24 protein-coding genes and 1 riboswitch are annotated in these 21,700 nt (G+C 36.3%); of the genes, 22 read left to right on the top strand and 2 right to left on the bottom strand.

Features of this window, described 5'->3' with window-relative positions; genetic code table 11:
• Window positions 1-40 precede the first annotated feature (40 nt).
• Window positions 41-136: a YjcZ family sporulation protein gene (locus tag J7E67_RS11430; RefSeq protein WP_251026711.1), complete on the bottom strand. Its 96-nt coding sequence runs from the start codon at window positions 134-136 to the stop codon at window positions 41-43.
• A gap of 202 nt (window positions 137-338) precedes the next feature.
• Here J7E67_RS11430 and J7E67_RS11425 point away from each other — a divergent pair, with 202 nt between their 5' ends.
• The 18 genes from J7E67_RS11425 (at window position 339) to J7E67_RS11340 (ending at window position 17,182) form a co-directional block, all read left to right on the top strand.
• Window positions 339-1,109 carry a segregation/condensation protein A gene (locus J7E67_RS11425; protein WP_214718936.1) on the top strand — a complete coding sequence of 257 codons (771 nt, stop codon included), beginning with the start codon at window positions 339-341 and terminating at the stop codon, window positions 1,107-1,109.
• Complete coding sequence (scpB, locus tag J7E67_RS11420) at window positions 1,096-1,683, top strand: SMC-Scp complex subunit ScpB (RefSeq protein WP_214718937.1); 588 nt, start codon at window positions 1,096-1,098, stop codon at window positions 1,681-1,683. Before J7E67_RS11425 ends, scpB begins: the two co-directional genes overlap by 14 nt.
• Window positions 1,684-1,802: 119 nt before the next feature.
• Window positions 1,803-2,222: a hypothetical protein gene (locus J7E67_RS11415; protein WP_214718938.1), complete on the top strand. Its 420-nt coding sequence runs from the start codon at window positions 1,803-1,805 to the stop codon at window positions 2,220-2,222.
• A gap of 37 nt (window positions 2,223-2,259) precedes the next feature.
• Window positions 2,260-2,748 carry a YpuI family protein gene (locus J7E67_RS11410; RefSeq protein ID WP_214718940.1) on the top strand — a complete coding sequence of 163 codons (489 nt, stop codon included), beginning with the start codon at window positions 2,260-2,262 and terminating at the stop codon, window positions 2,746-2,748.
• A gap of 127 nt (window positions 2,749-2,875) precedes the next feature.
• A complete protein-coding gene (locus J7E67_RS11405; RefSeq protein ID WP_214718941.1) occupies window positions 2,876-3,766 on the top strand; it encodes a superoxide dismutase in 891 nt (296 codons plus the stop codon).
• A 173-nt stretch (window positions 3,767-3,939) separates the two neighbouring features.
• On the top strand, window positions 3,940-5,085 hold the full coding sequence (locus J7E67_RS11400) for a D-alanyl-D-alanine carboxypeptidase family protein (RefSeq protein ID WP_214718942.1): 1,146 nt from the start codon (window positions 3,940-3,942) through the stop codon (window positions 5,083-5,085).
• On the top strand, window positions 5,078-5,665 hold the full coding sequence (locus J7E67_RS11395) for a nucleoside recognition domain-containing protein (protein ID WP_214718944.1): 588 nt from the start codon (window positions 5,078-5,080) through the stop codon (window positions 5,663-5,665). Before J7E67_RS11400 ends, J7E67_RS11395 begins: the two co-directional genes overlap by 8 nt.
• A gap of 6 nt (window positions 5,666-5,671) precedes the next feature.
• Window positions 5,672-6,208, top strand: a complete 537-nt coding sequence (locus J7E67_RS11390) for a spore maturation protein (RefSeq protein ID WP_088088841.1) — start codon at window positions 5,672-5,674, stop codon at window positions 6,206-6,208.
• A gap of 221 nt (window positions 6,209-6,429) precedes the next feature.
• Window positions 6,430-7,167 (top strand): 23S rRNA pseudouridine(2605) synthase RluB, encoded by a 738-nt coding sequence (rluB, locus tag J7E67_RS11385; protein ID WP_088088839.1) that lies wholly within the window; start codon window positions 6,430-6,432, stop codon window positions 7,165-7,167.
• Between the two features lie 98 nt (window positions 7,168-7,265).
• Window positions 7,266-7,790: a thiol-disulfide oxidoreductase ResA gene (resA, locus tag J7E67_RS11380; protein ID WP_214718946.1), complete on the top strand. Its 525-nt coding sequence runs from the start codon at window positions 7,266-7,268 to the stop codon at window positions 7,788-7,790.
• Between the two features lie 19 nt (window positions 7,791-7,809).
• The gene (resB, locus tag J7E67_RS11375) at window positions 7,810-9,444 is read left to right on the top strand and encodes a cytochrome c biogenesis protein ResB (RefSeq protein WP_214718948.1); all 1,635 of its coding nucleotides are present in this window, start codon (window positions 7,810-7,812) and stop codon (window positions 9,442-9,444) included.
• Window positions 9,445-10,629: a c-type cytochrome biogenesis protein CcsB gene (ccsB, locus tag J7E67_RS11370; protein ID WP_214718949.1), complete on the top strand. Its 1,185-nt coding sequence runs from the start codon at window positions 9,445-9,447 to the stop codon at window positions 10,627-10,629.
• A gap of 187 nt (window positions 10,630-10,816) precedes the next feature.
• Window positions 10,817-11,533 (top strand): response regulator transcription factor, encoded by a 717-nt coding sequence (locus tag J7E67_RS11365; RefSeq protein ID WP_214718951.1) that lies wholly within the window; start codon window positions 10,817-10,819, stop codon window positions 11,531-11,533.
• Window positions 11,530-13,308 carry an ATP-binding protein gene (locus tag J7E67_RS11360; RefSeq protein WP_214718952.1) on the top strand — a complete coding sequence of 593 codons (1,779 nt, stop codon included), beginning with the start codon at window positions 11,530-11,532 and terminating at the stop codon, window positions 13,306-13,308. Before J7E67_RS11365 ends, J7E67_RS11360 begins: the two co-directional genes overlap by 4 nt.
• Before the next feature lie 222 nt (window positions 13,309-13,530).
• Entirely contained in the window at window positions 13,531-14,082 is a 552-nt protein-coding gene (sigX, locus tag J7E67_RS11355) for an RNA polymerase sigma factor SigX (RefSeq protein WP_214718954.1), read from the top strand.
• The gene (locus J7E67_RS11350) at window positions 14,057-15,232 is read left to right on the top strand and encodes a hypothetical protein (RefSeq protein WP_214718956.1); all 1,176 of its coding nucleotides are present in this window, start codon (window positions 14,057-14,059) and stop codon (window positions 15,230-15,232) included. The genes sigX and J7E67_RS11350 overlap by 26 nt, the downstream gene beginning before the upstream one ends.
• Before the next feature lie 167 nt (window positions 15,233-15,399).
• The gene (locus J7E67_RS11345) at window positions 15,400-16,155 is read left to right on the top strand and encodes a peptidoglycan DD-metalloendopeptidase family protein (protein WP_251026710.1); all 756 of its coding nucleotides are present in this window, start codon (window positions 15,400-15,402) and stop codon (window positions 16,153-16,155) included.
• Between the two features lie 144 nt (window positions 16,156-16,299).
• Window positions 16,300-16,431, top strand: a riboswitch (FMN riboswitch).
• 166 nt (window positions 16,432-16,597) lie between these two features.
• Window positions 16,598-17,182: an ECF transporter S component gene (locus J7E67_RS11340; protein ID WP_214718958.1), complete on the top strand. Its 585-nt coding sequence runs from the start codon at window positions 16,598-16,600 to the stop codon at window positions 17,180-17,182.
• Between the two features lie 113 nt (window positions 17,183-17,295).
• Here J7E67_RS11340 and J7E67_RS11335 read toward each other — a convergent pair whose 3' ends face one another.
• The gene (locus J7E67_RS11335) at window positions 17,296-17,544 is read right to left on the bottom strand and encodes a ferredoxin (RefSeq protein WP_024030326.1); all 249 of its coding nucleotides are present in this window, start codon (window positions 17,542-17,544) and stop codon (window positions 17,296-17,298) included.
• A 261-nt stretch (window positions 17,545-17,805) separates the two neighbouring features.
• Here J7E67_RS11335 and J7E67_RS11330 point away from each other — a divergent pair, with 261 nt between their 5' ends.
• The 4 genes from J7E67_RS11330 to J7E67_RS11315 are packed head-to-tail and all read left to right on the top strand — an operon-like array spanning window position 17,806 to window position 21,669.
• Window positions 17,806-18,843 carry a YpbB family protein gene (locus J7E67_RS11330; protein WP_214718960.1) on the top strand — a complete coding sequence of 346 codons (1,038 nt, stop codon included), beginning with the start codon at window positions 17,806-17,808 and terminating at the stop codon, window positions 18,841-18,843.
• Window positions 18,843-20,357 carry a RecQ family ATP-dependent DNA helicase gene (locus J7E67_RS11325; RefSeq protein ID WP_214718962.1) on the top strand — a complete coding sequence of 505 codons (1,515 nt, stop codon included), beginning with the start codon at window positions 18,843-18,845 and terminating at the stop codon, window positions 20,355-20,357. The genes J7E67_RS11330 and J7E67_RS11325 overlap by 1 nt, the downstream gene beginning before the upstream one ends.
• Window positions 20,354-20,959 (top strand): CPBP family intramembrane glutamic endopeptidase, encoded by a 606-nt coding sequence (locus tag J7E67_RS11320; protein ID WP_214718963.1) that lies wholly within the window; start codon window positions 20,354-20,356, stop codon window positions 20,957-20,959. Before J7E67_RS11325 ends, J7E67_RS11320 begins: the two co-directional genes overlap by 4 nt.
• Complete coding sequence (locus tag J7E67_RS11315) at window positions 20,956-21,669, top strand: LysM peptidoglycan-binding domain-containing protein (RefSeq protein WP_214718964.1); 714 nt, start codon at window positions 20,956-20,958, stop codon at window positions 21,667-21,669. The genes J7E67_RS11320 and J7E67_RS11315 overlap by 4 nt, the downstream gene beginning before the upstream one ends.
• The last annotated feature ends 31 nt before the right edge of the window (window positions 21,670-21,700 follow it).

The raw sequence follows: 21,700 nt of genomic DNA, 5'->3' as shown, positions 1-21,700 counted from the left end.
ACAGTAATATGTTTAATTCTGTACACTTCCTAATTTTTAATTAATAGACCCAGGAAGCACCAACGATAATTAACAAGATAAATAGAACTACAATTAACGCAAATCCGGATCCGAATCCGTGGTCAGACATATTCATTACCTCCTAAAAAATGTTTTGTTCTTTTCCTTGTCATCATATGTAGGATATTTGTCCATTGTTATGGGCAATCATCATGTTTTGATAATATTCCCTCGCCAAGTTGATTTTTCTATTGGATAACCTTATTTAATCCTCTATACTATTAATAGTCGAAGTGAATGATCAACGAACTTATTTTAAAGAATTTTGGTGAGTTATAATGCCATACCAGGTGAAAATTGATGCATTTGAAGGACCATTAGATTTGCTGCTCCATTTAATTAATGGTTTAGAAATTGATATATATGATATTCCGGTTGCCGAAATAACCGAGCAATACTTAATGTATATAAAGACAATGAATGAGCTCAAGCTCGATGTTGCAAGCGAGTTTTTAGTTATGGCTGCGACGTTGCTCGTAATTAAGAGTAAAATGCTTTTACCAAAGCATGAAGAAGTTCTCGATGTAGAGGATCCTGACTTGTTATTCGAAGAAGATCCAAGAGACGAACTTGTTGAGCGTCTAATAGAGTATCGAAAATATAAAGAAGCAGCCCATGACTTAAAATTCATGGAAGTGGAACGAGGGCTCATGTATACAAAGCCGCCAAGTGATCTTTCTGAGTTTGCGAAAGAGAAACAGCCGGAAAAAGAAGAGTTAAATGTTTCTCTGTATGATATGCTGGCTGCTTTACAAAAATTAATGCGACGAAAGAAACTTCAGCGCCCAATGGCAACGAAGATTACTCGTCAGGAAATATCTATTGAAACCAGAATGACAGAAATTATGGTGGAACTTAAGCAGCTTAAAGGACAAAAAAACTTTAATGAATTATTTCCCTATCCGGCTAAGGACCATATCGTCGTAACCTTTTTGGCCGTCTTGGAACTTATTAAACGAAAAGAGATTGACGCCCAGCAACAAGAGAACTTTGGAGATATTTATGTTAAAGCCGTAAAGGAAGGGGCAGAAATGATTGGAAATCATTAACTGGAACAGTATCCTAGAAAGCCTTTTGTTTGCTGCAGGGGATGAAGGGCTTTCACTGAAACAGCTAGCAGAGGTTCTAGAAGTGAATGAACTTAAGGCAAGTGAAATCATTGAGGATCTGAAAAAAGAATATGAGCGGGACAACAAAAGGGGAATTATGATGGTCCAGCTTGCTGGTACCTATCAACTTGCAACAAAGAAAGAAAATGCAACTTATATAAAGAAACTTGTTGATTCCCCCCATACTTCCACATTGTCACAGGCAGCGCTAGAAACATTGGCCATCATTGCCTATAAACAGCCAATCACTCGAGCTGAAATTGAGGAAATTCGCGGTGTGAAAACAGAAAGACCGTTGCATACACTAATGGCAAAAGCGTTAATAAAAGAAGTTGGCCGTGCAGAAGGTACAGGAAGAGCCTACCTATATGGAACAACGAAAGAATTTCTGGACTATTTTGGTCTGAAAAGTATTGAAGAACTACCCCAGCTTCCCGAAAAGGCGGAAGATGAATTTATTCAGGAAGAGGCAGATCTATTTTTTGAAAAATTTCAGGAGACGATTAATTCTTAATTTTCCAATACTTACTTAAATTTATGATAAAATAAATGTAGGTTAATTATTCAATTCTTTCACGACATGTTAAAAAGATTTACAAGTGATATTGTCATTGGCCAAGGAGTGGGATTAATTTGTTAATTAAAAAGTGTAATGGCTTTGAATTAGAAAAGGAACAATCAAATACTTCTGAGGACTTTTTTAACAGAAGCATCGTTACTTTTTCTGAAGATGGTGAGGAAAAAACGCTGCACGTTTTATATGTTAGGTATTTCGATGAATTCTTCCATGAATTCACTCCGTACAAGCAAGACCCGATTATGGTTCAGGAAAACAATGAGGTTTTGTTTAAAGACATCGTAGCGCTTGTATGTCTCTTGAAAAATCCAGGCCTGCGCAGCCGAAAACGACTTTATATTAATTCAAAGCAGGAATTTGCTTCTTATTTTCAAGATATCAATTATAATAAATTACCTGAAATTTTTCTTTCTCTTAACCAAAAGAAAGAATATGAGCTTCGTTCTCCGCTAGAGTTCATTATGCAGCCAAAATAAGTAATGTTTACGAAGTAAAAAATTTAGGGGGTTAACAATGGGCAATACATTGGTAAAAACACAATTAAATGATGTAAAGAATTTTTTAGGGAAGACAATTTTAACATTAGAGGATTTTTTAAATGAAGCAACGATTTCGCAATTAGACTTGGAAAATGAAGAAGATCGTAATTATAATAAATTGATCTTTGCAAATTTGCGGAAATTAATTGTTTATAGTGAAGAAGGTTTAGATGTGTGCTCCGTAATTTTGCAAGGCAGTCCTTTTCAAAAAGCAGCGGCAGAAAAAACTCTTTATAAAATTTATCATCAATGTATAGAAGAGTTTTTCTCACCGAAGAATGATGCCTGGTACGAAGACAGCAGGTCAGCTTACACGGGAAGAAACTCTATCAAGTTTTATCGAAACATTTCTGACAGTATTGTACAGTTGGTCAAAAGTTTAGAAGGTGAGTTTCAAAGGATTAGGGAAGAACTTGAGTATTATGAAACAGATTATCGAACAAAAATGATCCAATCAAAATAAGATTATCATTGAAAGGGCGGTCCTATTATTAGGGCGGCCTTTTATCATGTTCTTTTTTTGCTCTCACCCTCATACCATCTAGGTAGGCTACTTATAAAGCATCCTATTGTCAGGAAGAAGGGATAGAATGGATCGTTTTAGTCGTTATGTAAACGAACTGTTTGAGTGGAATGAGCAAATGAAACAGTTTCTTCAATCAGAAAAGGAGGGAGGAAATTCTGATTTATGGGAACATCTTGATAATTTCACTGAATTAATTGAAAACACAGGCAGACAATTATCAAATGAAGAGCTACTAACCCTTCAAGCGAAGGCTGAGCATATCCATGAGCAAATGGAAAATTATTTTAAAAGAAAACAAGAAGGCGGAGTCATTTGGGTGGCAGAAAAAGTTGTACCCGCTGGGGGCCATACACTCCCTGACCTTCCCTACCCCTATAATGCACTGGAACCATATATTTCAGAGGAAATCATGAAGCTTCATCACGATAAGCATCACCGAGCATATGTTGATGGATTAAATAAAGCAGAAATTAATCTTAAAAAAGCAAGGGAAACTAACGATTTTTCATTAATTAAACATTGGTCACGAGAGCTTGCCTTTCATGGGTCTGGACATTATCTTCATACGATTTTTTGGAAAAACATGAGCCCCAATGGCGGGGATCATCCAAAAGGACTGTTAAAAGGTGAAATTGAGAAATACTTTGGAAGTTTTGCGGCGTTTAAAAAGCAATTTTCTGAAGCGGCTAAGCAAGTAGAAGGAGTAGGCTGGGCCATATTAGTTTGGTCCCCACGAGCAAGGCATTTAGAGATACTGCAATCTGAACGACATATGCTATTGACCCAGTGGGATACCATTCCACTCTTAGTATTAGATGTTTGGGAGCATGCTTATTATCTTCAGTATAAAAACAAAAGGCCGGATTATGTCGACAATTGGTGGAACTTAGTCAATTGGCATGATGTAGAAATGCGGTTTGAAAAAGCAGCGGACATCAAATGGCCAGCATTTTAGGGTATCAAAAAATCAATAAGCAGACGGCAAATTGTCGTCTGCTTTTGTTTTTCTTCAGCAAATTGTCATAACAAGCCTCGTCCTGCATAAACTTGTACAAGAAAAATGAAATGCTTCAGTGCCTTCCTTGGCACTGAAGCTAGATAACTTTACAAGGGGACGAGGTTAATCTAATGAGAATGATTTGGAAGCTAGTTATGTTTTCCCTCATAGTCTCAATATTCATTGCTAACATTCCTCAAAAGGTGGATGCTTCAGTTTCCGTAAGTGCAGCAAGTGCGGTTTTGATAGAGCAGAAATCAGGTCGTATCCTTTATGAGAAAGATGCCTACACAAAAAGGAGAATCGCAAGTATAACGAAGATAATGACTGCGAAACTAGCAATCGAATCGGGGAAAATGAATCAATATGTAAAAGTTAGCGAACAAGCGACTCGTGCAGAAGGATCGTCAGTCTATTTAAAGCCAGGCGAAAAAATTAAGCTTAAGGACCTAGTATATGGGTTGATGCTAAGGTCCGGAAATGACACGGCTGTAGCAATCGCCGAGTATGTTGGGGGAAGTGTAGAGGGATTTTCCTATTTAATGAATCTAAAGGCAAAGGAAATCGGGATGTTAAATACCCATTTTGCCAATCCACATGGACTTGATGACCGTGAAGACCATTACTCAACAGCCTATGACATGGCCGTGTTAATGCGCTATGCCATGCAGGATAAAACCTTTAAGAAAATCTCTGGTACAAAGGTATATAGAGCACCAAACCCCACAGAAGATTGGGACCGTATCTGGAAAAATAAAAACCGCTTGCTAACAAAGTATAAATATACAACCGGTGGGAAAACAGGTTATACCAAACGAGCCAAAAGGACATTGGTAACATCTGCAACAAAAGGAGATATGAGCCTAATTGCAGTAACCTTGAACGGACCAGACGATTGGAATGATCATATTTCCATGTATGAGAGTGGATTTAAAGGGTTTGATATGGCTGAAGTATTACCTGAGGGTAAAATTGAGGATGTAAAAAATAAGTATTATAAGAATCATTTATACGTAAAGAAAGCAATTGTTTATCCTGTAACGAGCGAGGAAATGGACTTATTTTCTATTAAATATAAGTTGAATAAGCCTGTCAAAAAATTTGATAATGACAAGAAGAATGAAAAAATTGTTGGAAAGGCAGCAGTTTACTTAGATGGAAGAGTTGTTCAAGAAACTCCGATTTACTATCAGAATGTGCCCGAGCAGAAAAAAGGGTTGTTGGATTTTGTAAAGGAAATTTTTCTTATCTTTATTGGTGTAAAGTCCAATGGTTAATTATATCTGGGTGTTTATGACTGTTGTTGGGTTTATTTTCGCGCTATTCAATGGGACAATGGCTGAAGTGAATAAAGCAATATTTGATGGGGCGAAAGAAGCGGTGACCCTTTGTATTGGACTTATCAGCGTTCTCGTCTTTTGGCTTGGAATGATGCGGATTGCGGAGGAGTCCGGGCTTTTAGAACGTCTATCTAAACTTTTTCGACCGCTTGTCAAACGATTATTTCCTGAAGTACCTGTAAGCCATCCAGCAATGGGCTATATTTTATCAAATATGATTTCTAATATGTTCGGTTTGGGAAATGCAGCCACTCCTCTTGGTATTAAAGCGATGGAAGAACTAAAAAAGTTAAATGGGGGAAAGGATTCAGCGAGCAGATCCATGGTTACCTTTTTAGCAATTAATACTGCAAGTATTACCATTATTCCAACAACTGTCATTGCGATTAGAATGAATTATCATTCTGCATCTCCTACTGAGATAGTCGTTCCAACGATTATAGCAACCATTATCTCTGCGTTAGGTGCAATCTTAATTGACCGTTATTTCTATTATCGCAGAAGCAGAAAAGGATGAAAAAACATGGAGATGATATCGGTTATTTCGTTAACATTTATCCCCTTACTAATTGGGTTTATTCTATTATATGGTACCTTCAAACGCGTCCCAACCTATGAAAGTTTTGTTGAAGGTGGAAAAGAAGGCATTAAGATTGCCTTTTCAATTATCCCCTTCCTTGTTGGTATGCTTGTGGCCATTTCAATTTTTCGAGCGTCCGGTGCATTAGACGCTTTAATGAATTGGATTCGACCGATGATGAAATCAATTGGAGTACCCGCGGAAATAGTGCCATTATTGATTATCAGGCCTATTTCTGGAAATGCTGCACTGGGAATGACAAGTGATTTAATTGGCGTTTATGGGCCAGACTCATTTATTGGCCGCCTGGCTTCTGTTTTGCAAGGGAGTACAGACACAACCTTTTATGTTTTAACCGTCTATTTCGGCGCAGTTGGTATAAAAAAAATGGGGGATGCCCTAAAAGTAGGTCTACTTGCCGACGTAGTCGGAATTATCGCTGCAATTGTAGTAGTTTCGATGTTTTTTGGAACAAAATAATATAAAATGAATGAGCATGTTCAATTTGAACATGCTATTTTAATATTTTTCTGTAATAATACCCGTGACTTTGAAAAGTGAAGAAATTATGTCATAATTCATTAGGATAGGTTTCTGTGTTCGTTACCCTAGTAATAAGGAAATTACTATTTCTGAAAAGGAAACCAATGGCTCTATGGAGCCATCTTATTTTTTATACAGATAAATTCGAGGTGGAATGAATGGAAAGATTGCAAAAAGTAATTGCTCGAGCGGGCATTGCTTCAAGAAGGAAATCTGAGGATTTAATTAAAGAAGGGCGTGTAAAGGTTAACGGAAAGGTTGTTACAGAGCTTGGTCTCAAGGTATCTTCATCTGATAAGGTAGAGGTAAATGAAATACAGATTGAGAAAGAAGAACCTGTTTATTTCCTTTTATATAAACCAAGAGGAGTTATTTCAAGTGTGAACGACGAGAAGGGTAGAAAGGTAGTGACGGATTTCTTTCCGCATTTAAAAGAAAGGATTTATCCCGTTGGCCGCCTTGATTATGATACATCAGGATTATTAGTGTTAACGAATGATGGAGAATTTGCTAATTTACTCATGCATCCGAAAAGTGAAATAGACAAAGTTTATGTTGCAAAAATAAAAGGCATTCCCTCAAAGGAAAACCTAAGGAAGCTTGAAAAAGGAATCCGTCTAGAAGATGGAAAAACAGCTCCAGCTAGAGTGAAATTGCTTTCAGCAGATAATAAAAAACAATCGGCCATTGTTGAAATAACCATCCATGAAGGTAGAAATCGTCAAGTTAGAAGGATGTTTGAAGCAATTGGTCATGATGTATTGAAATTAAAGCGTGAACGATATGCCTTCTTAACACTAAATGGTTTAAAAACGGGCGATGCAAGAGAGCTAACCCCACATGAAGTAAAGCAGCTAAGGGCACTGGGGTTAGGCTCAACCAAAAAAAATTCATAAAACCGTCACAAATGCTATTCTTCATTTACACGGTTTTTGTGTTGCAAAATGCTATAATTAGACAAACTGTGTCATGTGATTTACTGGAGGGGAATTAATTGAAAAAGCGGCGATTAGTTGTAAGAACTATCATACTACTTTTACTAGGGGCTGCCGTTGTTTATACGCTATATGCTAATTTTACACAAGATAATAAACAAAAAGTGGCGGTTGATAGCTTAGCTCCTGATTTTGCATTAGTTGATATGCAAGGAAATAAACATCGGCTTTCAGATTATCGCGGCCAAGGGGTTTTCTTAAATTTCTGGGGAACATGGTGCCCGCCTTGTAAAAAGGAAATGCCGTATATTAATAATCAGTATCATCAGTATAAGGACAAAGGGGTACAAGTTTTAACAGTAGATATTCAAGAATCTAAACTTGCAGTTAATCAATTTGCTGACCGTCTTAAGCTGGATTTTCCGATTATGATTGATACAGATAAGGAAGTAATGAATACTTATGGAATTGATCCGCTGCCAGCTACATTTTTGATTGATAAGAATGGCAAGGTCGTTAAATATTATACGGGTGAGTTAACAGAAGAGAAAATTAGGGAATTTATGGAGAAAATAAAACCTTAGGTTGTTGGGAGTTTTTTCAATGAAAGATGTTAAATGTGAATGCGGGCATGTAAATCCACATGGAACTGTTTTATGTGAGGCATGCGGAAAAGTGCTGGATGAGAAAATTAACCCTGCAGAACTTCTCGATATGCGCTATGAAGGAAGTGCAAGACGTTCACAAACATATAATAAAACATTTATTGATAAAATATGGAACTTTTTTTCATCAGTAAAGGTTGGCGTTTGGCTGATTATTATTACCTTAATTGCTTCATCACTTGGTACGATTTTGCCGCAGGAAATGTATATAGACTTGCCTGCAGATGTTTATTACGAGCAAGAATATGGTTGGGTTGGTAAATTATATTACCAATTAGGTTTTAATAATTTATATGGTTCCTGGTGGTATTTATTATTAATTGCGATGATCGGTATATCCTTGGTCATTTGTAGTCTCGATCGGGTGGTGCCATTATATAAGGCCCTTAAGGCCCAAAGGGTTACAAGACACGAAGGTTTTTTAAAACGTCAGCGCATTTTTGGTGTGAACGAAAGTGCAGATGAAAATGATCTTACGATAATTAAGAAGCATTTAAAGGCAAGACGTTACCATGTCCGCGAAGAAAATGGAGATATCTTAGCTGAAAAAGGGCGTTTTTCTCGCTGGGGTCCGTATGTAAACCATGTTGGATTAATAATTTTCTTACTCGGCGGGATGCTGCGCTTTATTCCTGGAATGTATGTAAATGAGAACCTTTGGGTCAGGGAGGGAGAAACAGCTCTTGTTCCTGAGACAGAAGGACAGTTCTATCTCCAAAATAACAAATTCATTTTAGAACACTATGATAAAAATAAAGACAAAACATTTGAAAAGGCTATTAATATGGCTGGAGATGTTGTGAAAAATTATCAATCGAATGTTGTTCTTTATAAGCGTGTTGGAAATAATCTACCTGGCGAGAAACCAAAGCTCAAGAAAGTAACAGAATATAAGGTAAGAGTAAATCTCCCTCTCACCTTTGAAGGTTATTCTGTCTTCCAAGCTTCATTCCGAAATGAACTCAATACGATGTCATTTTCATTAACAAATAAAAATACAAAAAAAGCCATTAACGATCTTAAAATTGATCTTACAGATCCGAAGATGAAGTATGATCTTGGTAATGGGTATTCTGTTGAAATTCTAAACTACTTTCCAGATTTCGAATTTGCGGAAAATGGGGAGCCAACAACAAAATCACGAGTTCCAAACAACCCTGCCTTTGTCTTCCGGATGGTATCCCCTGAAAAGCCAAAAGGGGAAACAAGTTTCGTTGCCATCAAGCAAACCATCGAGCCATTTGGGGCTAATCAATATAAAATGGCATTTAAAGGAATCGAAACAAAGAATGTTTCAGGATTTATTGTTCGGAAGGATTCAACATTATGGGCGATTATATTAGGTGGAATCATATTTATGATTGGCGTCATACAAGGAGCCTATTGGAACCACCGTCGAATTTGGATTCAAAATAAAAATGGACAAATTTGGGTTGCAGCTCATACAAACAAAAATTGGTATGGACTAAAAAAAGAAATTGAAACAGTTTTGACAGATACGAAACTTGAAATGCCAGACGATCAAGTTCAAAGGGAAGATACTGATAAACCTAAGGATAAGGAGAGTGTCTAGTTGGCAACAATAAGTAGTAATTTATTATTTATTTCTTTTATACTATATTTAATTGCAACCCTGTTTTTCGGAGGGTCTATTAAATCAAAGAAGCCATCGAATGAAAAGGAAGCAACCAACAAATGGGGGAAGATTGCTGTACTGTTAACAATTGTTGGTTTTGTTTCACAACTGGGTTACTTTATCACTAGATGGATTGCTGCGGGGCACGCCCCAGTTAGTAACATGTTTGAGTTCACGACATTCTTCGGAATGGCGCTTGTAGGTGCATTTATTGTCATTTATTTTATTTATCGTACAACCTTACTAGGATTATTTACAATGCCTGTCGCCCTATTGGTTATCGCTTATGCAAGTATGTTTCCAAGGGATATTACGCCATTAATACCCGCATTACAAAGTTATTGGCTGCATATTCACGTAACTACTGCGGCGATGGGGGAAGCTATTCTATCGATTAGCTTTGCGGCAGGGCTTATTTATCTCGTAAAGGCAATTGATCAAACAAAATCCAACAAACGAACCTTTTGGCTTGAAATGGTCATGTTTTCATTAGTCGCCGTACTTGGTTTCGTTGCCGTATCTTCGATATTTTCAGGGTTGGGTTACCATGAGAAATTTAATTGGGTTGATAAACACGATAACGAGGCAGTGGTTGAATATACGATGCCTGCCATTTCCGGTCCGCATGAAGGAGACTTACTAACAAAAGATGGATTTAAGCCTTTGTTCGAGGTACCAGCATTTATTAATGCCAAAAAATTAAATACAGTAATTTGGTCATTAATGGCGGGACTCGTTATTTATGGCTTAATTAGATTAATATTACGAAAACGAATTGCTGCAGCACTAAAACCGCTTGTTAAAAACATTAAATTAGACTTTGTTGACGAAATTAGCTATCGCTCTGTATTAATCGGTTTCCCAGTATTTACTCTGGGTGCACTCATTTTTGCAATGATATGGGCACAAATGGCTTGGTCACGATTTTGGGGATGGGACCCAAAAGAAGTTTGGGCATTAATAACATTTCTATTCTATGCAGCATTTTTACATCTTCGTCTTTCAAAAGGGTGGCACGGCGAAAAATCTGCATGGTTAGCAGTAATCGGCTTTGTAATAATTATGTTTAACCTTGTTGCAGTCAATCTCGTTATTGCTGGCTTACATTCCTATGCCGGTTGATCATTCGCAATTGGGACATGGGTAAAATTTTATAGCCTTCACTTACAAAAAGTGAAGGCTTTTTATTAAATTTTCAAGTATAGCTATTGTTGTCAAATTATTGACACTTTTTATAGGAGTAATTAGCATGAAAATATAGCATAAAACAATACCGTTTTGTAAAATTAACTCCATGGGGGGATTAATAATGGAAAAAGACGTGAAAATTTTAGTTGTAGATGATGAGGAAAGAATTCGCCGCTTATTAAAAATGTATTTAGAGCGTGAAGATTATACAATTGATGAAGCTGAAGATGGGACCGAGGCTTTAGCAAAAGCGTTTGCCAATGACTATGATGTTGTTCTTCTTGACCTGATGATGCCAGGGAAAGACGGAATTGAAGTTTGTCGTGAATTAAGAGAAAAGAAGGCAACACCGGTAATCATGCTTACTGCTAAAGGGGAAGAAATTAATCGCGTCCAAGGTTTTGAAGTGGGCACTGATGACTATATAGTCAAACCATTTAGTCCGAGAGAGGTTGTCTTGCGTGTCAAGGCCTTGTTAAGAAGGTCTTCACAAACAAGTTACCTGCAAACGGAAACGACAACGAAAGACGTCATTGTATTCCCACACTTAACCATTGATAATGATGCACACAGGGTAGCAGCAGACGGTAAAGAAGTAAGTTTAACGCCAAAAGAATATGAATTGCTCTATTTCTTAGCGAAGGCGCCAGATAAAGTTTTTGACCGTGAACAGTTACTTAAAGAAGTTTGGCATTATGAATTTTTCGGGGATCTACGTACAGTTGATACGCATGTAAAGCGTCTCCGTGAAAAATTAAACAAAGTTTCTGAACAAGCTGCAAGAATGATTGTTACAGTTTGGGGTGTAGGCTATAAATTTGAGGTTATTAATGAATGACATTATTAAGAAGTGTTGTAGGAAAGCTATGGTTAACGATCCTTTTATTAGTATCTTTTGTGCTATTCATCTTAACAATCATGCTTCTCGAATTTTTCCAAAACTACAATACTCTTGAGATGAAAAAGGATTTGACCAATACAGCTGAGAAAATTGCGAACGTTTTAGAAAAACATCCTAATGAAAAATTTCCACTTGGATTAGAGATATCCTGGGAGATTATTGATAATGTCAACAATGTAGTAATTGTTAAAAAGGACAGTGAAATCTATTACTCTCCAAACACGGATCTTTCCAATAGGTTATCCTTAACTGATATTAAAAATGACCCGAAATTATCACAAGTATTTAAAAAAGATAAGTCCGTTGAAAAAATTTCCACCCTTTCGTTTAATGAAGATGAAAAGGAAGCTAAGTATTCAATTATTGGTGTACCTTTGCATTTGCCCGGGGATGAAAAAAGTGCAGTTTTTATTTATCAATCATTGGAAGTAATGCAAGAAACAACCCATGAAACGACTAAATTTATTTTACTTGTTGCGGGTGTTGCCATTATCCTAACAACTATTTTTGCCTTCTTTTTGTCTACAAGAATTGCAGCTCCCTTAAGAAAGATGAGAGAAGCAGCCTTTGAAGTAGCCAGAGGAAAATTTGATACAAAAGTACCCATCCTTACACATGACGAAATTGGTGAACTAGCAACTGCTTTTAATCAAATGGGAAGACAATTAAAATTCAATATGAGTGCACTTAGCCAAGAAAAAGAGCAATTATCGAGTATCCTTAGCAGTATGGCAGATGGTGTTATTACCTTTAATCGGGATGGGGCGATTCTAATCACCAATCCTCCAGCAGACCGCTTTCTTCAATATTGGTATTATGAAATGGGTGGAATTAGTACGGATTCCGAGGCCATACCACCAGAGGTAATGGATCTATTTCAGCGAGCAGTCGATACTGAAGCAGAACAAATGGGTGAAATTTCATTCCAAGGCAGACATTGGGTCATCCTAGTTAGTCCATTATATAGTAACCGTTTTATTCGCGGTGCAGTAGCCGTTCTGAGGGATATGACTGAGGAAAGACAGTTAGATAAAATGAGACAAGACTTTATTGCAAACGTTTCTCATGAGCTTAGAACGCCAATATCGATGTTGCAGGGCTATAGTGAGGCAATCGTTGATGATATTGCTGAATCCCAAGAAGAGAAAAAGGAAATGGCAAAGGTCATTTATGATGAATCCTTGCGTATGGGCCGGCTTGTTAATGAATTGCTAGATTTAGCCCGAATGGAAGCCGGACATCTTCAATTAACAATGGAGGAAACTAATATCTCTTCATTTATCAATCGAATTATCCACAAGTTCCAGGGATTAGCTAAAGAAAATGAAATTCAATTATTTGCAGAGATAGATAATGAAATCACCTCCATTTCCTTTGATCCTGATCGAATCGAACAGGTTCTCACAAATTTAATTGATAATGCCATAAGACATACACCTAAAGGCGGTTCTGTTAAATTAAGTGTGACTTCAGAAGATAAGGGCGTAATGATTAGAGTTAAAGATTCTGGGTCGGGTATTCCTGACGAAGATTTACCTTTTGTGTTTGAACGGTTTTATAAGGCTGATAAAGCTCGAACGAGAGGAAGAGCAGGAACAGGACTTGGACTAGCCATAGCTAAAAATATTATGGATGCACATCGTGGTCATATTTCTGTTCAGAGTAAACTAGGTCAAGGAACGACATTTTCCTTTTTAGTGCCTCGAAAATAGTAAAATGAACAAGTATTTTGCCGATTGTTCTTGATTCACGAGGAACAATAAAAATAGAAAGCTAAGAGCTCATCCATTAACAGGATGAGTTTTTTGTATCAAATTTTTAGGAAATGAATTCCAATTTATACCTTCCTTTTTGTCACAAAAAAGTCTATATTTATAAGGTGAAACCTTTTATACATATAAATCGACTAATATTATGAACGGGGAGGGGAATTGATGGACTCCGTTTTCGATGAACTTTACCAAAAATATCATCATGACGTTTTTCAATTTCTACTTTATATGGTCAGGAACAAAGAACATGCCGAGGATCTTGTCCAAGAAGTCTATATAAGAGTCTTTAAATCTTATCGCCGTTTTGAAGGGAAAAGCAGTGAGAAAACCTGGTTGTTTTCGATTGCAAGAAATGTAGCCATTGACTTCTTCCGAAAACAAAAGGGATGGAAAGAACGTTTACTCGAAAAATTTGATTGGTCCACCGATCAGCTGAAAGATGGATATCCTATACCAGAAGAAATCACGGTACAAAAGGAAGAAATCAGGTGGGTTTACAACTGTCTAGAATATTGCACAATGGATCAAAGAGCAGTTATTATTCTGCGATATATTCAAGATTTATCGATTGCTGAAACAGCCCAAGCATTAGGATGGACAGAAAGCAAGGTGAAAACGACACAGCACCGTTCGTTAAAGGTATTGAAGAAACATATGGAAATGTCTTATCAGAAGGAGGGAGCGGCAAGTGAAAAAGTCAGAGTGGAGCGATAAGCAGCTCGAAGAACTATTAAGGCAAATGCCCAAAATACAAGATGATCGCAATCCTCGTGACATTTATCAGAATCTTTCTATAAAAAAGACAAAAATAAAACAATGGCTCCTGCCTGGCCTTGCTACTGCATGTGCATTGCTCATTTTCTTCATCTTAGTTCCTAAATTAATGGTCGGAACCCAATACTCAGAGGATAAAGCAAGTCAAAAAAATGCTTCATCTGGGCAGGAAATGCAAACAGCGGATGAGGATTCCTCCAGTGCTTTGAAAAAAGAAGATGACAATTTAAAAGCAAAGACCTTTTCAGCAGCTGAGAATAATGAACTTTTAAAAACAGCAGTCTATGATGATGAAGTAGACAATGGAAGGGTCTTAACTTATTGGATTCCAGATCCGCAAGCGCAAATACTTGTTCCAGTTTCCACTATAGTAAATGATTCAAATGATAAATCATGGCTAACTATATTTAATGAAAACATGGTGAGTTTAAAGGAAGAAGAATGGGGTTTAAGCGAATTTTATCCACTTAATGCTACGCTGAAGCTTGATAATAAAAATAAAGCTGTTTTGGTTGATGTGTCGTCAACCCATCAGTACGGCCAAGGATCAACAACAGAAACAAATTTTATGAATGTATTACAAAAAGATATTTCTTCGAACAGTAATATAAAAAAAATCCGATTTTCAACAAATGGTGAGCCTGGAATTGAACTAGGGAATCTTGGCAGGAAAGAGGAAATTGAAGTCGTCCAAAAGAAGAATCATGCCTTCTTCTTTTATTTTTCCAAAGATAGTGAAATCCCCTACTTAGTTCCATCAATAGAGACGTATACTGATATTAATAGGGCTTTGGAGGCAATGAAGAATGATCAGCCCTTATTAGGGTTAAAAAGTTCACTTTTTCCTGCTCTGCCGATTAAGGATGTATCCATTAAAGAAAAAACTTTACTAGTTACAATAGATGAAAATTCGAGTCTACGAGAAGACCAAGTTACGATTAACGCTTATGAGTCCTTGTTATTAACAGCTAAAGAATTTGGTTTAGAAAAAGTCATTATAAAAAATTCGCCTATAAAAAAAATCGGAACATTTGACCTATCAAAGGAAAACAAAGTCCCGCGTGCGCCAAACCTACAGACGCTTCAATAATTATTCTCAATCAACCCCTAGTGGTTGATTTTTTTTATCATGAATAAAATAACTATAATCTCCAAATTATAACAAGTATGTCTAATCGCTCCTCCACCAAGGTATATGTTCTAAAGGTGAAACAACTAACATATGGTGTGGAGGAGGAAAAGAACTAAGGAGGTTGAATGAAGAAAATGCGAGACTACATAAAAAGGGTTCTTATTGCCCTAATTATGGCGCTATGTATCAGTTTGTTATTTTTAGGTGGAATACATTCCGAAGCAAGTATGAAGGATGAGAAAGAGATAAAGGATGGGTGGATATGGCCTGCAGACGGTATTATTTCTGATACATATGGAACGAGAATGGGTAAACATAAGGGAATTGATATTGCTGGAAAATTGAACACCCCTGTTCTTGCCGTCGATGATGGTCAAGTAGTTAAATCCTATTATTCGAATACATACGGAAATGTAGTATTTATAAAACATCCAAGTCATTTTGTTACTGTCTATGCCCATTTAAACAAGCGAACTGTATTAGAAGGTCAAAGTATTAAGCAGGGAACCGTAATAGGGAAAATGGGGAGAACAGGACAAGCTACTGGGACCCATCTTCATTTTGAAACCCACCAGCATGAGTGGAGATATGATAAGAAATATGCATTGGATCCAGAAAAGTTCTTAGGAAAAGCGGACACAGGCGAGAATGTACAGGGTGGAATAGCTGGAATCAATGACGATGTATTAGAAGCAAGCTCCCATGTAAAACTTCAAAAGGAAGACAAAACAGAGAAAGGAAAAAAACAATATATCGTCAAACAAGGCGACACATTGTACTCCATTTCGAGGAAAAGAAATATGACGGTAACACGTATTAAACAACTTAACCATCTGTCCTCGGATCTTATTAAACCTAAGCAAGTATTAAATGTAAATTGAGATAATAAACAACCCGTGGACTCAAGTGTCTGCGGTTTTTTTTTTGGAAACTGTTTAAAAAAGTTACAAATGCGTTAAAACGTAAACCTTTTACTTAACAAAAAATGCAGGAAGCAGTATAATTATATTTGTAATTATATATCGATCTATCTTCGGGGCAGGGTGAAATTCCCGATCGGCGGTATTTGAGTGAAACTCATAAGCCCGCGAGCCTTTATGGCAGGATTTGGTGTGATTCCAAAGCCGACAGTATAGTCTGGATGGGAGAAGATGGAGGTTCTGCAGACGTTCAAAAAATTAATGTTTAATGAACGTTTATTAAGCGTGCCTTTGTAAACTCCCTCAAGTAGATTTTCTTGAGGGAGTTTTTATTTACTTAGGTCTCGACTGTTTGCTGAACCTCTCTTCCTAAACGCGATGGATCAAAAAAGGAGAGAGGAAGATGAAGAAGATGAAGAAACAGAGGAAAATGAATGTAAGGGCTTATGTGTCAATTGGAATGTTGAGCAGTATTGCATTTCTGTTAATGCTAATACAATTTCCATTGCCTTTATTCCCAAATTTCTTGTTTGTCGATTTCAGCGACATCCCAGCATTAATTGCCACATTGATTTTTGGACCAATTGCAGGAATATTAGTTGAGTTTTTTAAAAATGTCCTTAATTATATTCAGACAGGAAGTTTTACAGGAATTCCTGTTGGCCATATAGCCAATTTTGCTGCTGGCATTGTGTTTATCCTGCCAACATATTTCGTATATAATAGACTCAAAACTAGAAAAGGTATGACATTAGCGTTAATCGCCGGGACAGCTATAATGGCGGTAATGATGAGTTTGTTAAATTACTTCTTCATTTTACCGGCTTATACTGCTCTTATGGGATTCCCTGATATGCGTAATTTGGTAGTCCCTGCTATCTTACCTTTTAACTTAATAAAAGGTGTTATGATGTCATCCATCTTTATGCTTCTGTTCATTCGGATGCAGGCATGGATTAATAAGAACACAACAATTAAAAGCGTCTAATAAATAAAAACAACAGGATGGACCCATTCCTCCTGTTGTTTTTTTGTAAAAAATTAAAACCTCTCCCTTAAAAAGGAGAGAGGTAGTAGCTTAACATTTGTTTTACCTAAATATTATTCAAATTTAGTTGGATTGCCATCAAAAGCTTCGTCAGCTACCTTAATGGAATCAGTAGGACAGCCTTCAAAAGCATCCATCATATCATCGATTAATACATCTGGAATTTCAACAATTCCTTCATTATCATCAAGAGTTACAAATGCAATGCCTTCATCATCATAATCATAAATATCTGGTGCTGCTGCGCCGCAAGCCCCACATGCAATGCAAGTTTCCTTATCCACAATTGTGTACTTTGCCATGAAAAAAAACCTCCCAGTAATATAAACAAAATTATTCTTACACATTTTCCATTATCAAATTGAAAACGGATAACTCATATCTATTGTAAAACTGTATCGATAACTTTTCAATAGAAAAATACCCATATACCTGTAGATTATATAGTTGAATTTCTAATTCTTCCACATTTTTGGGCAACAATCTACTTTATTTCATGATAGAATAAAGAAGAAAAATGGATATTTTGTCGATAATGTACGAAAAACGGCGGGGGACTTAGTATGATGCAACTTGAATCCATTATTCTTTATAGTGTCAAACAATTAAACAGGGAACGGACGATTTACTCCGTCTATCACCTGTTGAATGGAAAAAAATCATCACAAACTATCCAAGACGCCCACCTATTTTCATTAAAAAAATTTTTTGGGATTTATGAGCAATTAACAAGGGACTCCTTTGATGAAATACATCAATCAATGGTAGAAAAAAATTGGTTAATAAATATAGGGGAACAACGATACGATGTAACGACCTCTGGAATGACACTTCTAGAAAACAAACCATTGCCCAAATATATAAATGGCTGGACCTTTCATCAAATATCCTCTCTATTTTGGGAAAGATTGTCCCTACTAATTCAGGTGGTATCCAATCTTGCTTTTAGGGAATCAAGATATATACCCATTCAAAAAAACAAAGACGTCCATATCTGGTTAAAAGCTACTCTAAAGGACATCACCGTACCTAGGATGGAGATGGGGACTACTGTCTATTCAGAGTTAAATGAATGTTTTAATACAGTGAAAGACATGGACCCATCACTTTTAGTGTTTCGGTTAACTGGTTTTCAGCAGATTGGATTAACCCCTCATCAAGTAGCAAAAAAGCTGAAGTTAGATTTTCATGATTATCAGATTGGTTTTACTAATGCCCTTCATTACTTGATTCAAAGAATAATGGAAGACGGTAATCAGTTTAAAATCTTACCTTATCTTATCCATGATCTAATGCAAGATGATGAATTAACCCTTTCCTCAAGGAAAACACAGGCATTATTATTACAAGGATATAGCCTTGATATGATTGCAAATCTTAGACACTTAAAATTAAGTACAATAGAAGATCATCTTGTTGAATTAGCCTTAAATGTAAAGGATTTTTCCATTGATACATACGTCGATAGTGAGTTACAAAATAAAATTTTGGAAGTTTCGCGGCAAAAAGTAACCAAACAGCTAAAAGTGATAAGAGAAAAAGTAGGTACTGCTACTTATTTTCAAATAAGGTTAGTTTTAGCGAAATATGGTGATAGATAATGGAATTAGAAAAGGTTTTAAAAAAACATTTTGGTTATCAAACGTTTAAGACTGGACAAAAAGAGGTAATCACCTCCATTCTTGCTGGGCAGCATACACTGGCAATGCTCCCAACTGGAACTGGAAAATCCCTGTGTTACCAACTACCTGGGATTATTTTAGATGGGCACATTTTAATTATTTCTCCTCTTCTATCATTAATGCAGGATCAAGTGGAACAATTTAAAAGATTTGGTGAAAAAAGAGTCATTGCTTTAAACTCTTTTCTTTCGGGAGAGGAAAGAAATAGGGCCCTTCATCATTTAAGTCAATATAAATTTATCTTCATATCACCTGAAATGTTGAGAGTTCCCTATATCCTTCGTAAACTTCAAGAGCTTACGATTGCATTGTTTGTTGTAGATGAAGCCCATTGTATTTCCCAATGGGGCTTTGATTTTCGCCCGGATTATTCAAAACTAGGTGAGATTCGAAAGAAATTCGGTAATCCACTAACGCTTGCACTGACAGCGACAGCTACAATAAAGGTACGACAGGACATTATTGCTTCACTTGATTTAGAGGAAATAGTAAAAATAGAATCGACCATAGACCGACCCAATATCGGCTTTTATGTAAAAGAACTATTTGATTACCGCGATAAACAAGCCAGTGTCCTCGAGTTTGTTGCCAAATTGAAAAAACCGGGAATTATTTATTTTTCAAGTAAAAAAGCTGCCGAACAGATGGCGACATTACTAACAGAAAAAGGAATCTGTCAGTCAATGGCCTATCATGGCGGATTGGATCAAAATACAAGAATACTGATTCAACAACAGTTTATCTATGGGCAATTAGATGTAATATGTGCTACGAGTGCTTTTGGCATGGGTATTAATAAAGAAAATATCCGTTTTATTATTCACTATCACATGCCAATGCAAATAGAATCTTTTCTACAGGAAATCGGAAGGGCAGGTCGTGATGGCGAACCGAGTATTGCCATCCTTTTATATTCGCCAGGGGATGAACAGCTTCCAATCCAGCTTGCAGAGAATGAATTGCCATCTGAACAGCAAATAGACTGGTTGTTTAAAAAGGTAGAACATGACCATCTTCTGAAGGATGGAAAGATCAATCTAAATACGAAACTAATGGAGCTTGGCGGTTTTACCGAGATTCAATGGAGGATTGTTGAGGACTTTGTAAATAATTCATTTCTAGAAATGGCTAGCCTTGAAAAATTACAATGCACTATTAATGATTTTGTTAAGGAAAGATTATCCATTAAGAAAAATAATATTTATTGCATGAAAAAATGGATTGAAACCAATTCTTGCAGACGTGAATATATTTTACATTATTTTGATGAAATATTGTCTAACAAGCTAAATCCATGCTGCGACATTTGCGGGCTTCAAATAAATGATTATCAAAATATTAATTCTAATCATTTTCCTTCAGTAAAAACAAATGAAAAAAACTGGAACGACTATCTTGCTAAAATTCTAATCAATTGTGAGTTGAGGGAATGAAAAAAAAGTATTTTGAATTAATTAATGAATTAACGGATAAAGATTTGCTTTTTCACCTGTACATGACACAGGGAATTCTCTGTGTGATCTCATTGATATTAGGTTTTATATTTTTTGACCATTTCTCCTATTTAAATAATATTTCTTTGAATGACTTTCATATTATTTCAATCGGACTCCCTGCCGGTATTACAGTGGTAATGGTCGATATACTTTTAATGAAATCGCTGCCTTCGTCCTTTTATGATGATGGCGGTTTGAATGAAAGAATATTTAAAAATAGAAATTTGTTTCACATCTTTATCATTGCCCTTTTAGTAGCTTTTAGTGAAGAATTATTGTTTAGAGGGATCATTCAAACAAAAGTAGGCCTCATTTTAGCAAGTATTATTTTTGCAATCATCCACTATCGATACCTTTTTAATTGGTTTTTGTTTGTAAATATTGTTATATTAAGCTTTTTTATTGGTTTAATATTTCAGTGGACAGACAATTTAGCAGTCACAATTGTTATGCATTTTGTCATTGATTTTTTATTAGGAGTATATATAAAATTTAAACGACCAATCAGAGAAGATGAACAGGGAGGAGTAGCTCCATGAATAATGAAGAACCATTCAGGGACCAAGCGGAAAGATTAAAACAGCGAATAGAAAAAATTAATGAAAAAGTCGAAGACATGGAAGTTTTGCCGCCACGGGAGCAGATACATCGCCCAAAGAGGAAAAAAACAAAATGGAAGCTAAAATATCCACTTATTCGTCTATTAGTTTTGTTCTTTATCCTCCTGCCTATAATCATATTTAGTGTAATCTCTTACCGTGACGGTGCTAAAAAAATAAATGGTGTTGAAAAACTATCAGTTGAATCAGTAGGGTATGAAACGATTAATTTGGAAAATTCTAAAGATGACGAGGAAACCCTAGAAAATCCTGATGAATCGAAGGAAGCAATTTCTGAAGCTAATGATTCAGAAGAAACTAGCCAAGAATCTAACGCCGGAGTAGAACAAACTGAAACGGCTGTGGATACATCTGTTCAACCCGAGAGTACAAATGAAAACAAAACGGATTCTCAGGTATCAGATATTAATAGTGAAAAAGAAAAAGAATCAGAAACTAGCGTAGTATCGACAGAACCAGAAGATAGTAAAATCATTTCTCATACGGTTAAACCAAATGAAAACCTTTATAGGATAGCAATGACGTATTATCAGTCCCCAAAGGGAATGGAAATTATTGTGGAGGCAAACCATCTAACGAGTAACCAACTAAATGCAGGGCAGGTTTTGAAAATACCAATAAACAATTAACCGATCCAAAAGTGATCGGTTTTTTTTTATA

It is taken from the genome of Bacillus sp. ISL-46, assembly GCF_018613205.1.
The sequence above is the reverse complement of the archived record's forward strand: the minus strand, read 5'-3'. Positions and strand labels throughout refer to the sequence as shown.

What these genes read in the sequence shown, in the direction of transcription:
- J7E67_RS11430 (WP_251026711.1), bottom strand. Translation starts at nt 136, where the DNA reads ATGAATATGTCTGACCACGGATTCGGATCCGGATTTGCGTTAATTGTA.
- J7E67_RS11425 (WP_214718936.1), top strand. Translation starts at nt 339, where the DNA reads ATGCCATACCAGGTGAAAATTGATGCATTTGAAGGACCATTAGATTTG.
- J7E67_RS11410 (WP_214718940.1), top strand. Translation starts at nt 2,260, where the DNA reads ATGGGCAATACATTGGTAAAAACACAATTAAATGATGTAAAGAATTTT.
- J7E67_RS11405 (WP_214718941.1), top strand. Translation starts at nt 2,876, where the DNA reads ATGGATCGTTTTAGTCGTTATGTAAACGAACTGTTTGAGTGGAATGAG.
- J7E67_RS11400 (WP_214718942.1), top strand. Translation starts at nt 3,940, where the DNA reads ATGAGAATGATTTGGAAGCTAGTTATGTTTTCCCTCATAGTCTCAATA.
- J7E67_RS11395 (WP_214718944.1), top strand. Translation starts at nt 5,078, where the DNA reads ATGGTTAATTATATCTGGGTGTTTATGACTGTTGTTGGGTTTATTTTC.
- J7E67_RS11390 (WP_088088841.1), top strand. Translation starts at nt 5,672, where the DNA reads ATGGAGATGATATCGGTTATTTCGTTAACATTTATCCCCTTACTAATT.
- rluB (WP_088088839.1), top strand. Translation starts at nt 6,430, where the DNA reads ATGGAAAGATTGCAAAAAGTAATTGCTCGAGCGGGCATTGCTTCAAGA.
- resB (WP_214718948.1), top strand. Translation starts at nt 7,810, where the DNA reads ATGAAAGATGTTAAATGTGAATGCGGGCATGTAAATCCACATGGAACT.
- J7E67_RS11365 (WP_214718951.1), top strand. Translation starts at nt 10,817, where the DNA reads ATGGAAAAAGACGTGAAAATTTTAGTTGTAGATGATGAGGAAAGAATT.
- J7E67_RS11360 (WP_214718952.1), top strand. Translation starts at nt 11,530, where the DNA reads ATGACATTATTAAGAAGTGTTGTAGGAAAGCTATGGTTAACGATCCTT.
- sigX (WP_214718954.1), top strand. Translation starts at nt 13,531, where the DNA reads ATGGACTCCGTTTTCGATGAACTTTACCAAAAATATCATCATGACGTT.
- J7E67_RS11345 (WP_251026710.1), top strand. Translation starts at nt 15,400, where the DNA reads ATGAAGAAAATGCGAGACTACATAAAAAGGGTTCTTATTGCCCTAATT.
- J7E67_RS11340 (WP_214718958.1), top strand. Translation starts at nt 16,598, where the DNA reads ATGAAGAAGATGAAGAAACAGAGGAAAATGAATGTAAGGGCTTATGTG.
- J7E67_RS11335 (WP_024030326.1), bottom strand. Translation starts at nt 17,544, where the DNA reads ATGGCAAAGTACACAATTGTGGATAAGGAAACTTGCATTGCATGTGGG.
- J7E67_RS11330 (WP_214718960.1), top strand. Translation starts at nt 17,806, where the DNA reads ATGATGCAACTTGAATCCATTATTCTTTATAGTGTCAAACAATTAAAC.
- J7E67_RS11325 (WP_214718962.1), top strand. Translation starts at nt 18,843, where the DNA reads ATGGAATTAGAAAAGGTTTTAAAAAAACATTTTGGTTATCAAACGTTT.
- J7E67_RS11320 (WP_214718963.1), top strand. Translation starts at nt 20,354, where the DNA reads ATGAAAAAAAAGTATTTTGAATTAATTAATGAATTAACGGATAAAGAT.
- J7E67_RS11315 (WP_214718964.1), top strand. Translation starts at nt 20,956, where the DNA reads ATGAATAATGAAGAACCATTCAGGGACCAAGCGGAAAGATTAAAACAG.